This window comes from Flavobacterium ginsenosidimutans (assembly GCF_003254625.1).
GTDB classification, from domain to species: domain Bacteria; phylum Bacteroidota; class Bacteroidia; order Flavobacteriales; family Flavobacteriaceae; genus Flavobacterium; species Flavobacterium ginsenosidimutans.
Map to the genome: position 1 here is coordinate 319,842 of NZ_QJRJ01000077.1, position 13,080 is coordinate 332,921.

The following is a 13,080-nucleotide window of genomic DNA, read 5'->3' on the forward strand; positions in this document are numbered from 1 at the left end:
AATCAAAAGTACAAAACTAAAAGACATAAAAAAAGCTGCCAGAATTGACAGCTTATATTTTTTATTTAAACTATTTAATCAAGTTTAATATTTTTTCCAAATGATTGTCTATCAGAATTGAAAGATTTAGTTTCGTTAAAATCAGCATTGCTTGTTCCATAAACATCTAATTTCCTTCCATCTTGACTAGTTTTCTGACCGCCCTTACCATCTACTGGTAAAATTTTAATAGAATCGTTAGCTGCCAAATATGTTGGAACTTCTGTTGATGCAAAAGAAGTTGCTACTGCTACTAAAGAAAATAATCCGATTGTCAAAGCTGTTTTTTTCATGACCTGAGGTTTTAAGTGTTTGTTTAAATTTTTGGAGAATGACCGCTGTTTGCTAGCGAATCAGAGTGTAAAACTAACACCAAGGTCGAAAAGAATTTATATGAAAAAATGAGTTTGTGGTAAATCATACCCAATTGATAGTCAATGGATAGCAATTTTGTGTAAACGTCTAGTTTTTAGATTTCTAAGTAATTTCCAGTAGAAAAATCGGCAATAATCTGCTCGACATTTGCTTTATAAGTTTTAGAGAAAGGAATCTTTTTGCTGGAATTTTTAATGTAACAGATTGAGTTTCCGCTATGAATTCTTGAAATATAATTCCGATTAATTACATAGCTATTGTGAATACGAATAAACGGATAAGTCAAAACACTTTCAAAATGCTTTAACGTTTTAAATGCCGTAATCATTTCACCGGTATTCAAATAAATATCTGTCGAGTTATTATCGGCTTGAAAATAGCAAATATCTTCAGCGTTGAGATATCGATAATCACCATACGATTTTATACAGATCGTTAATGGTTTTTCGATATTTTGAGGAATCGTAACGTTATTTACATTATCGATTACAATTGAAGTTGGTTCTTCTGTAAATGGAGCGGTTTTAGATTCTAAATGAGCTTTTTTAAGCTTCAAAATCGTTTTTAGAAGATCAATGTGCGCAACGGGTTTCAAAACATAATCAAAGACGCCATATTGAATTGCGTCGAAAGCCTTTTCTTTATGTTTGGTAGTGATAATGATTTTTGGAATTTCCTGAAAAAACCGATGCAGTTCGCTGATAAAAGCAAGCGATAAATGACTTGATTGATCTTTAGGTTCAATTTCTAGAAAAATTAAAGCAGGTTTGTGTTCTAAAACCAAATTTAAACCATCTTGAAAATTTGAAGCCGATGCTGCAAAAGCTAATTCTGAAAAACCTGAAGCGGTTGTTTTGGCTTTCAAAATACTCTCAGCGTCATCATCAATTATAATATAGGAATACTTTTTCAATTTTTGGTTTTGTTGCTTTTCTCACTTTGCAATCATAATCAAAAAATAATTTTAATTTGACTTATGGGTGAAAAAAATTGGTTTCGGTATTAATCCGATTTTAAAAATACGGATTTATAAATTTTAAACACTTTATTGTTAACACATTACAATAAAATGTTGATACAAAATGATGAAATGCAAAAAACATCGACAAAATGCGTGTTTTCTAAAATCAAAAATCCCAAACTCCTTTACGGAATTTGGGATCCTTATCTTAAATAGTAAAGATTACATTTTCATTAACCAGTTCTTCATCGAAACTTCGTTTTCGATAATACCTTTTAATTCTGTAATTTTTACACGATCTTGTTTCATTGTATCTCTATGACGAATTGTTACTGTTTCGTCTTCAAGTGTCTGATGATCTACTGTAATACAAAATGGCGTTCCTAGAGCATCTTGTCTTCTGTAACGACGTCCTACAGCATCTTTTTCATCATAAGCCACATTGAAATCCCATTTTAAATCTTCAATGATTTTTCTTGAAACTTCTGGTAAACCATCTTTTTTAACTAATGGTAAAACCGCCGCTTTAGTTGGTGCTAAAACTGCTGGCAATTTTAAAACTGTTCTTGTAGAACCGTCTTCTAATGTTTCTTCTTTTAATGAAGTTGCAAAAACTGCTAAGAACATACGATCTAAACCAACAGAAGTTTCTACTACATAAGGAACGTAGTTTTCGTTTAATTCAGGATCAAAATATTGTAATTTTCTTCCAGAATATTCTTCGTGCGCTTTCAAATCGAAATCTGTACGAGAGTGAATTCCTTCCAATTCTTTAAATCCGAATGGGAAATTAAATTCGATATCAGCAGCTGCATTTGCGTAGTGAGCTAATTTTTCGTGATCGTGAAAACGGTAATTTTCTTTTCCTAATCCTAAAGATAAATGCCATTTTAAACGCGTTTCTTTCCAGTACTCGTATGATTTCATTTCTTCTCCTGGACGCACAAAAAATTGCATTTCCATTTGTTCGAACTCACGCATACGGAAAATGAATTGTCTTGCAACAATCTCATTTCTGAATGCTTTACCCGTTTGAGCAATTCCGAAAGGAACTTTCATACGACCAGATTTTTGAACATTTAGAAAGTTTACAAAAATACCTTGAGCCGTTTCTGGACGTAGGTATAAATCCATTGCGTTTTCTGCAGAAGCTCCTAATTTTGTTCCGAACATCAAGTTAAATTGTTTTACCTCTGTCCAGTTTTTAGAACCAGTTTCAGGATCAGCAATTTCAAGTTCTTCGATCAATGCTTTAACATCAGCTAAATCTCCGTTTCCTAAAGAACGCCCTAAACGCTCTCTAATTTCTTTTTCTTTAGCTAAATATTCAATTACACGAGCGTTTGTAGTTACAAATTCTTGTTCGTTGAATGCATCGCCAAAACGAGCTTTTGCTTTGTCAATTTCCTTTTGTGCTTTTTGGTGAATTTTTTCAGCATGGTCTTCAACCAAAACGTCAGCTCTATATCTTTTTTTAGAATCTTTATTATCAATTAATGGATCATTGAATGCATCAACGTGGCCTGAAGCTTTCCAAGTTGTTGGATGCATTAATATTGCCGCATCAAGGCCGACAATATTTTCATTCATCTGAACCATTGATTTCCACCAATATTCACGGATATTCTTTTTTAATTCGACACCGTTTTGTGCGTAATCGTATACAGCACTTAAACCATCGTAAACTTCGCTTGACGGAAAAATAAATCCGTACTCTTTTGCGTGCGAAACCACATTCTTAAATAAATCTTCTTGTTTTGCCATAGTGATGCAAAAATATAAAAAGTACCTTTAAAAAAAAGAAAAATAATAAAGTTTGAAGCATTGATTTTGTTATTTTTGTAAATAAAATCTTTCTTTTAGTGATTAATTATCTAATAAACCTATTTTTTCCAAAAGTCTGTGATGGTTGTCGTGGAATTTTACTTCAAAATGAAAATGTTTTCTGTACAATCTGTAGACACGAAATGCCTCTTACTCAATATCATTTGAACCCAAAAAATGAAGCAATAAAAAAGTTTTACGGCAAGGTTGATATTCAATTTGCTTCGGCATTTTTGTATTTTAATAAAAAAGGAATGGTTCAGGAGCTCATTCACAACTTAAAATACAAAGGCCATCAGGAAATCGGAACTGTTTTAGGGCAATGGTATGTTGAAGATTTAAAAGAACTCCAAATCGAAGTTCCTTTTGATGCTGTAATTCCTGTTCCTCTTCATAAAAAGAAATTTAAAGAACGAGGTTATAACCAAGTAACCACTTTTGGAAAAGCACTTGCATCGGGTTTTGAAATTCCTTTTGATGAAAACTTATTAATTCGAAAAGTATATTCTAAAACACAATCTAAAAAGAATCTTTTAGGAAGATCAGAAAATATCGAAAACATTTTTGATGTTGAATTTAATGAAACCAATCACAACAAACATTTCCTAATTGTCGATGATGTACTTACGACAGGCGCCACAATTGAGGCTTGCTCACGAGCTTTATTAAAAATCCCAGGAGTCAAAATCAGTATAATTTGTATGGCAATGGCGAACTCTTAAAATGAAATTCTAAATAAAAAAAATCCAAATCCCAACTAGGTCTTGGAATTTGGATTTTAAATATTGATTTTTAAAAATCGTTAATTGATAATTATTTTTTTGACTGTTCTTCTTTCTCCATCTGATACAGTAACTAGATAAACTCCAGTTGGTACATTTACTAACTGAATATCTTGAATAAAATATCCTGCACCTGAAAAAGTATTGCTGTAAACATATTTTCCTAAAATATCATGCACATACACTTTAATTTCTTTTAATGTGTCTCTCTTGCATTGAATTGTAAACAACCCTTTGTTTGGATTTGGGTATAAAGCAAAATCCATGTTTTCGAAATCTGTATCTCCTAGTGTAAATGTTTTATTGCAAATATTTACTGAAGCCGAATTTATAGTTCCAAACATACCTACTACAGCATCGCGAACTCTAAATGTCCAATTTCCTTGAGGATCTTCTCCATTAAAAGCACTTAAAGCGCTAGCAGGAATTACAATTTGGCTCGTTGTTGTACTGCAATTTAAAGCATTTCCGCTATCATCAAATTGAAGTGTTAGAGTCGAATTTGTACTTCCACAACTTTTATTAAATAAAGAAACGACTGTTCCGCTTGGGCTTACAATCTGCATTTCAAGATCTTGAAATCTTTCGTGAGTAACATTAACCGAAACATTTACATCTGAAATAGTTCCTGTTGAAGCTGGCACTGTAACTGTTTTGGTAACATAAGATGAGCTTGTACCAATTGAATAACCACCATCAAAATTATAAGTCGAACAGCTAGTTGAAACAGAATATCCTACAGCAAAAGGTAAACGATTAAGAGCATAATAGATATTATCTACTGGCTGTATCATAAGTCTGCAATTTGTAGAAGCATCAATACCTGTTGGAATCAATACTGTTTCAGAACCATCATTTGGTGTATTAGCAGCTAAAGTGACAGGAAATGTTAAACCTCCGTCCAATGATAATTTTATATTAACCTCTGAAGATCCTTGCAATGTATTTGTATTATTTACACTCCAAGTAACAGTTTGCGTCGATCCTTTTGCCCAGCCAATATTTTCGGCATTTTGTGAAGTCACAGCAAATGGTCCTGCAGCCGCACTTACCGTTACAACCATTGCATCTGTACTCGTTTGTGGTCCTTCTGCAGCGTTATCTCTTCCTGTCAAAGTAAAATTCATTGTCTTTGCAATTGAAGATACCGATTCCCAAGTTGTAGTTAATTGATTATTCAGCACAGAACTTAATGCTGGCATATAACGAACTGGCGAAGTTGTTGGTGCAAAAGATCTAAACATTGGTCCGTCTGGCTTTGTTGGATAGGCAATACTATTTGCTCCAAAAGCTGTTGTTGCACTGTCAAATTGTTCCCAAGTATAAGTAATATCATTATTCTCAGGATCCGATCCTGTTCCTGTTAAAATAAAAGGTGTACTAATTGGAATCGTATAATTTTCTCCTGCACTAATCGAAGGAGGATTATTAGCAATTGCGGTTGTTACCGGACAGGTTTTTCCAGCTAAATTATTTTGTATTTGATTGATACTTCCATAAGAAAAATAATCGTCTGAGTTACTTTGCACATCATAATTTCGTGTAACACCAGCATATCCCATAATTGTTGAACCACTTCCTGGCTCATATTGCGTTCCTGTTCCTTCGCCTGAATGAGAAAATGTATGGGTTCCTCCAAGCTGATGTCCCATTTCGTGCGCAACAAAATCAATATCAAATGTATCGCCCTGAGGTATTGCATCTGCTGGTGAAGTATAAGCGCTTCCTTTTGCCAAAGGTTCATTTGAAGTTGGGTTTTCGCAAACACAGCCTATACAATTTGCATTTCCGCCGCCGCCAGAACCTCCAAATAAATGCCCAATATCATAATTAGCATTTCCAATTACGTTCGTTAAAGTTGTTTGAACTTCTTGTCCCCAAGTTCCTCCTGGATCTGCTGTTCCAACTGCAGGACTAGAATACGGATCTGTCGCTGCATCTATATAAATAATCGCATCATTATTAGCAATTAAAACTAATTTTACAGAAAGGTCTCTATCAAAAACTCCATTTACTCTAGTTAATGTTGCGTTCATTCCTGCCAATGCCGCAGCTTTTGTCCCTCCAAAAAATGCTGCATATTGGTGGGTACAAGATAGAGCTAAACGAAATGTTTTTAATTGTTTAGTATTTGAAGCGGTTTTTGCAGTAGAAGAAGATTTTTTTTCTGAAACTAAATTAGATGTTTTACAATCTAAAAGCATTTTTGATCCTGCATTGTCTGCTGATTTAAACAAAACATACTCCGATTTGTCGTCTTGATTTTGTTCAATATATTCTGTTGGTTTAGCAACGCGAAATACCATTGTCTGCATTCCAATTGGTGCAACACTAAAATATATTTTAGCATTTTTATCATCTATCCCTCTTCCTTCATACGCTCTAATTTCAGGATATTTTGCTTGCAATTCTGGATCAAAATTTGAAGATTCCCAAACCGAAAAACGTTCCAAATTTCCATCAGTATTAGGAATAGTAATTTCTGATGTGGTACTTTTTGCCGTTTTACTCGATGCCGAAGCCAATTTTGAACTAAGAAGATCGGCATTTAATTTATAATATAATTTACCCGAATCAGAAGTGTTGGCTTTTCGCGAAAGCGAAGAAGAAGTAACTTTCTGCCACAAGATATCACTTTGAGCATTAGCGCTAAGACAGCAAAAAACAAAAGATATATAAAGTAAAATTTTTTTCATTTTTCTGGGATATAATATCAAAATTAATTCAATTAATTTAAAATCATAACATATATACGACAATTAATACTTTTTCATCGACGAGTCATGTTATTTTTGCAAAAAGAAATTATACTACAAGTAAAATTCGATTTAGGATAGTATTAAATTTAAAAGAGAATAGTATAAATTTGCAGCATCTTAAATAATTTGTTTTGAAGCTCTTTCATTCTATAAACGATTTTCAGTCAACCAAGAAAACAATTTTAACTCTTGGCACTTTTGACGGCGTGCATATTGGTCACAAAAAAATTCTGGAACGAATTACACAAAATACTGAAAACGGAAAATACGAAAGTTTGGTTCTTACTTTTTTTCCGCATCCAAGAATGGTTCTTCAAGAAAAATCTGAAATAAGATTACTGAATACCATTGATGAAAAAGTAAAACTTTTGGAAGCTACCGGGATTGAAAACTTAATTGTTCATCCTTTTAACGAAAGTTTCTCACGACTTACTGCCGAAGAATTTGTGCGTACTATTTTGGTAGATAAATTTCAGATTCAAAAAATTATTATCGGACATGATCATCGTTTTGGCCGTAATCGAACTGCAAATATTGACGATTTAATTGCTTTCGGAATCGAATATGGTTTTGAAGTAGAACAAATCTCAGCCGAAGAAATTCAAGATGTTTCTGTTAGTTCTACCAAAATCAGAAAAGCTTTGAACGAGGGCAACATGGCTTTGGCAAACGAATATTTAGGATACACTTATTTCTTGAACGGTACGGTTGTTAAAGGAAAACAACTTGGAAGAACAATTGGTTTTCCTACTGCTAATATTCACATTGAAGAAGATTATAAATTGATACCTAAAATTGGTGTTTATGTTGTAAAAGCAATTGTAAATCAAGAAACGGTTTATGGCATGATGAATATTGGTTTTAATCCGACTGTTAGCGGTGAGAAGCAAACGATTGAAGTTCATCTTTTTAATTTTGACAAAGATATTTACGATCAAAGTATTGAGGTTTCGCTTCTGCATTATATTCGTGAAGAACAAAAATTTGGTTCGTTAGATGCTTTAAAAGCTCAGCTTAACCAAGATCAAACTGAATCTTTGGCTTTTATAAATTCTTCTTTAAAAAATCTGACCGCATAGTTTTTACTGTTTTTAAATCATCGTAGTTATTTTTTTAGTAAATTTGATAGAACACTGTTTTTCAAATATTTACTATTAACTTCTTAAAAAATAACCACTATGAAACTACCTAAAGAAATTACCAACGGGTTTTTGATTTTTCTCGGAATTGGCATTTATTTTTTATTGATGAATGTATTAGGTTTAGCAGATTTGTTTTATTTAAGAGTACTCAACGTTTTCTTTATATTCTATGGTGTTAACAGGACAATGCAGATGAACATTCATGAAGGAGAAACCAATTTTGTATCTAATGCTGTTTCTGCCATGACTACTTCTGTAGTTGGTGCATGTATGAGTGTATTTGGCCTTTTGGTTTATAGTTATGCTCGAGGCGGAGATGCCTATGTAAAAACTTTATCTGAAACATTTTTGTTTGGAGGAAATCCATCAGTACCAACTTACTGTATTTGTTTATTGTTTGAAGGAATCGCTTCATCAGTAATTGTTACTTTGATGATGATGCTTTATTGGAATAATAAATTGGCTGCAGATTGATATTTTGAAATTCTCAGATTAACTCTTTTTAAATTCGATTACATCAAAATTTTAGCTAAAAGAGTTCATTAATCTCATTAAATATTTTTAAATTGCTTATAACATACAGAGTTATAAGCAATTTTTTTTTAGTAAAATGAAGTTAAATCAAATTGAAAGGGTGAAAAAAATCTCAAAAGCTGATTTTGTTTCCCAATATGTAAAAAAACAAATTCCTGTTGTTATCGAAGAATTGACAGAAGACTGGCCAGCTTACAGCAAATGGAAATTATCTTATATGAAAGAAATCGCAGGAGATTTGGTCGTTCCATTGTATGACGACAGACCTGTAAATCACGAAGACGGATTTAATGAGGCTCATACCTCAATGAAAATGAGCGATTATATAGAATTGCTGGAAGAAAAGCCAACTAATTACCGTATTTTTCTTTATAATTTAATGAAAGAAGTTCCATCATTAAAAGACGACTTTTTATGGCCAGATATTGGCTTAAAACTAGTGAAGCAAATGCCAATGTTGTTTTTTGGCGGAGAAAATTCGAAGGTTTTTATGCATTATGATATTGACTATTCAAACATTCTTCATTTCCATTTTCATGGAGAAAAACAATGTATGATTTTCGCTCCTAGTCAGTCAAAATTTATGTATAAAGTACCTCACGCTTTGATTTCGCGAGAAGACATCGATTTTGACAATCCAGATTACGAAAAATTCCCCGCACTTAAAAATATAGAAGGTTACATTACTAATCTGAAACATGGAGAAATGCTTTATATGCCTGAAGGTTATTGGCATTATATGAAATATTTAACGCCAGGATTTTCAATGAGTCTGCGTTCATTTCCAAAAAACATAGTCAACTTATCAAAAGCCGCGTATAATGTTTTCATTATGCGTCACTTTGATATTATGATGCGAAAAATTCAAGGTCAAAAATGGATTGACTATAAAAATGAAAAAGCGATTACAAATACACACGAAAATTTGCAGCGCACATTTTAATTAAAATAAAAGCGGTTGAGTTTTAAAATTCTCAACCGCTTTTTTTCTTATTGGAAAATTATCTTTTTCGAGACGGTCTTCCCATCTTCCGTAGTTATTTTTAAGAGCAAGACCTGAGGTCCCGATTGGAAATTTGTAATTGTCCATTCCCTATTATTAATGCCTTTCTTTTGATATAACAATTTTCCTCCAGCATCATAAATAGCAGTTTCTTGGAGATTTTCTTGATCTAAAGTAGACTGTAATTTTATATTTTTATCTCTTACAGAAACTATAATTCTGTTATCAGAACCTTCAAAATCATCATTCCCTAAAACAATTTCAGGGTTAATATATCGCAACATAAAACGATCAGGAAAAACTCCTGTAGTTGTCGAAAATGTGTAGCCACCAGATCTAAGATTATGTATAATATTTGCTGTCTTATCTTCAAGATAGATGTCTTGGGTACTCAAATTACCGTCGCTATTGTGTATTGCAATTGTGAAATCTCCTTGAATCGCCGATCTATATCCTAAAGTTACAGTGTCTGTTACAACAAAAGGAAGTGCACGACCTTGAATTACAAGTTTTTTACCTTCATTAATACTGTAAAAATCTAGGTAAGGATTTGCATCCATAGATAATGCATCGAAATTATTATCCCAAGAATTTGTTGCTCCAGCGGCATAACCTATTAGCAATTGTTTAAAAGCGCCTTGTGTATTGGTCATATTTAACCACACACGATGTCTTTCGATTGCCGTTACAGCCGAAGATTTATAAAATTGAGTATTACGACCCGGGACACGCATTGAGTTTGTAAAAACAACGCTTTGATTGGTTCTTGCTTTTGCAAAAAATCCTTGTCCAGCCGCTATGTAACCCGAAGGTGCTTCTTGATTTCCAGGAGTGGTTGCGCCTACACCTGTTAATCCGCCAACTGTTGTTTCTCCTGAAAGATTATAAATCGCAAAATCATCATTGCTATAAGAATAAACGTTAGATCCTGGACTTGCACTAGGAGGTGTGTTATGTGTCCAAAAATATAAAGTCCCATAGATATTAGCTGCGTTATCATGTATAAACTGATCAGCATAAATTGCTGATGGATATGGATTTCCAAATAAATTAGATTTTTCTGCTACAGCAGCTGGCCCAGAAATAGTTCCATTATTAGGGACTCCAACAAATTCAGCTGTATAGATTTGAGTTGAATTTATATCATAAATTTGAGGAGCTCTAACATTGTATCCATTTCCTTTAACCATCTCTTGAGTTCCATTATAATTTATTATCCATCTTGCTACTGGATCATATTTATAAAATTTGTCATAAAGTGTATTTGGTGACAAATCATGTAAAGTAAACGCTGGCACACGAGTTATCGGAGAAGACCAATAGGTAAGATCATAACGTCTAACTGGTTTTGTATTTCTTCTATAGGTAATATTTCCAGTATTTACTGCATCTGAAATTTGAACTAAACTAGAATTGTTTTCAAAAATAAAAACTCCGTTTCCTACTACATTTACTTCATTTGTTACTGTAAGTGTGTTGGTGCTTTCTACTACTAAATAACCATTATTCTCAATAGTTATTCTATTAGCAAAAAAAGTTCCATCTGTTCCAGAAATAATTGGATTGGTTGCTACATCTGGAATTTCAACACAGTCTGAAGCAAGAGGAACTCCAGCTGGAGTCCAGTTTGCGGCATTTCCCCAACTGGCATCTACATTTCCATTCCAAACTTTACTAATTAATGGATTAATAACAATTGGAGTGGACGGCGATTCGCAACCTGATGCATTATTTTTCACTTTTACCGTATAAGAACCCGCCGCTAAACCTGTAAATATTCCCGAAGTATTACTAAAATCTACTCCATCAATACTATAAGAATAACCTGTTCCAGATGCTGGTGATGTCACGGTTATTATACCAAAATTATTCTGGCAACTTGGCTGTTGTGTTGCTGAAGCCGTTGGCGCAGCAGAAACAGCATTTACAGTTAAAGAAACTGCTTGATTTGCTGGACATCCATTTGCGGTTACAATTGTCATAACGCCATTATAAGTTCCAGCTGGCGTATTTGCCGGAACATTTACATTTACAATGTTTCCTGATCCTGAGCTAAAAACGAAAGGTGTAGTTCCTTGATCTGTTAAAGCAATCCAATCAATCGAATAACTTATTGGCGAATTAGTTGTTGCAGTATAAGCTAAAGAAGTTGTTTGAGCTGATGAACTTTGACAGACTGGAGTAAACGTTCCTGATGTTGTTATAGTTGGAACAGCATTGATTGTTAAAGAAACCGCTTGTGTTGCCAAACATCCATTTACTGTCGAAATTGTCATTACACCACTATAAGTTCCGGCAGGTGTATTTGCAGGTATATTTATATTATTTATACTGCCTGCCCCAGAAGTAAATGCAAAAGTTGTTGCTCCTTGGTCGGCTATAGTTGCCCAATCAATTGAGTAACTGTTTGGTGATCCAGTTGTCGCTGAATATACTAAAGAGGTAGTTTGTGCCGATGTACTTTGACAAGATACGGTCAAAGCGCCCGACGTTGTAATAGTCGGAAGAGGATTAACTACAATTGTAAATGTATTGACTGCTGAAACACATCCATTAGCATTTCGAACCGTTAAATTTCCTGTATATGTGCCTGCCGTTGTTCCTGCTGGAACTGCAATACTTATTGGACTTGCTGATAAAACTGCATTGGTAACGGCTGCAAAACTATTAGTAGGACTTGCATTCCAAGTAATGCTATAAGTAGTTGGAGAATTTGTGGTAGCGCTATAACTAAGATTTGTTGTTTGTGCAGAAGCATTTTGACAAACTGCTCCAGCCGTTCCAAGCGTAATTGTCGGTAGCGGATTGACTGTAACTGTAAAACTATTTCCAGCAGATACACATCCATTGGCATTTTTTACGGTTAATGTTCCCGTATAAGTCCCCACAGCTGTATTAGCAGGTACAGAAATACTGATTGGACTTACTGTTAATGCTGCGTCTGTAACTGCTACAAAACTATTTGTCGGACTCGCATTCCATGTAATGCTGTATGTTGTCGGCGAATTTGTTGTCGCACTATAAGTCAGATTTGTAGTTTGTGCAGAAGCACTTTGACAAACTGCTCCTGCTGTTCCAAGCGTAATTGTCGGTAACGGATTGACTATAACTGTAAAATTATTTGCTGCAGATACACATCCGCTTGCATTTTTTACTGTTAATGTTCCTGTATAAGTTCCTGCGGCTGTTCCTGCCGGAACTGCGATACTGATCGGACTTGCTGTTAATGTCGCATCTGTAACGGCTGCAAAACTATTTGTCGGACTTGCATTCCAAACAATACTGTATGTTGTCGGCGAATTGGTTGTCGCACTGTAAGTCAGATTTGTAGTTTGTGCCGAAGTGCTTAAACAAACTGCGCCAGCCGTACCCAACGTAATAGTCGGTGGCGGATTGACTGTAACTGTAAAATTATTGACTGTAGAGACACATCCATTTGCATTTCGTACAGTCAGGTTTCCTGTATAAACTCCTGCTGCTGTGCCTGCTGGAACTGCAATACTAATTGGACTTGCTGTTAATGTTGCATTAGTAACCGCTGCAAAAGTGTTCGTTGGACTCGCATTCCAAGTAATGCTATAAGTAGTTGGTGAATTTGTCGTAGCACTATAAGTCAGATTTGTTGTTTGTGCAGAGCTATTAAAACAAACTGCTCCCGCTG

The 13,080-nt window shown here is 34.2% G+C and carries 9 protein-coding genes; 4 read left to right on the forward strand and 5 right to left on the reverse strand.

Features of this window, described 5'->3' with window-relative positions; all coding sequences use genetic code 11:
- Positions 1–74 precede the first annotated feature (74 nt).
- The 3 genes from DM444_RS13310 to DM444_RS13320 all read right to left on the reverse strand — a co-directional run bounded on the left by DM444_RS13310 (position 75) and on the right by DM444_RS13320 (position 3,139).
- A complete protein-coding gene (locus DM444_RS13310; RefSeq protein WP_111287408.1) occupies positions 75–332 on the reverse strand; it encodes a hypothetical protein in 258 nt (85 codons plus the stop codon).
- 176 nt (positions 333–508) lie between these two features.
- Positions 509–1,327, reverse strand: coding sequence for a LytR/AlgR family response regulator transcription factor (locus tag DM444_RS13315; protein WP_111287410.1), 819 nt, complete (start codon positions 1,325–1,327; stop codon positions 509–511).
- A 270-nt stretch (positions 1,328–1,597) separates the two neighbouring features.
- Entirely contained in the window at positions 1,598–3,139 is a 1,542-nt protein-coding gene (locus tag DM444_RS13320) for a glycine--tRNA ligase (protein ID WP_111287412.1), read from the reverse strand.
- Between the two features lie 98 nt (positions 3,140–3,237).
- On the opposite strand from DM444_RS13320, the gene DM444_RS13325 reads away from it, so the two are divergent.
- Positions 3,238–3,921 (forward strand): ComF family protein, encoded by a 684-nt coding sequence (locus tag DM444_RS13325; RefSeq protein ID WP_239455679.1) that lies wholly within the window; start codon positions 3,238–3,240, stop codon positions 3,919–3,921.
- An 80-nt stretch (positions 3,922–4,001) separates the two neighbouring features.
- On the opposite strand, the gene DM444_RS13330 is transcribed toward DM444_RS13325, so the two are convergent.
- Positions 4,002–6,677, reverse strand: coding sequence for a zinc-dependent metalloprotease (locus DM444_RS13330; protein WP_111287416.1), 2,676 nt, complete (start codon positions 6,675–6,677; stop codon positions 4,002–4,004).
- Between the two features lie 194 nt (positions 6,678–6,871).
- On the opposite strand from DM444_RS13330, the gene DM444_RS13335 reads away from it, so the two are divergent.
- From DM444_RS13335 to DM444_RS13345, 3 genes are all read left to right on the forward strand, one after another.
- Positions 6,872–7,819, forward strand: coding sequence for a bifunctional riboflavin kinase/FAD synthetase (locus DM444_RS13335; protein ID WP_111287418.1), 948 nt, complete (start codon positions 6,872–6,874; stop codon positions 7,817–7,819).
- Between the two features lie 99 nt (positions 7,820–7,918).
- Positions 7,919–8,356: a hypothetical protein gene (locus DM444_RS13340; protein WP_111287420.1), complete on the forward strand. Its 438-nt coding sequence runs from the start codon at positions 7,919–7,921 to the stop codon at positions 8,354–8,356.
- Between the two features lie 136 nt (positions 8,357–8,492).
- Positions 8,493–9,359, forward strand: a complete 867-nt coding sequence (locus DM444_RS13345; RefSeq protein WP_111287422.1) for a cupin-like domain-containing protein — start codon at positions 8,493–8,495, stop codon at positions 9,357–9,359.
- A 47-nt stretch (positions 9,360–9,406) separates the two neighbouring features.
- Here DM444_RS13345 and DM444_RS13350 read toward each other — a convergent pair.
- On the reverse strand, positions 9,407–13,080 hold a 3,674-nt coding region (locus DM444_RS13350; protein ID WP_162614965.1), incomplete at its 5' end, for a T9SS sorting signal type C domain-containing protein.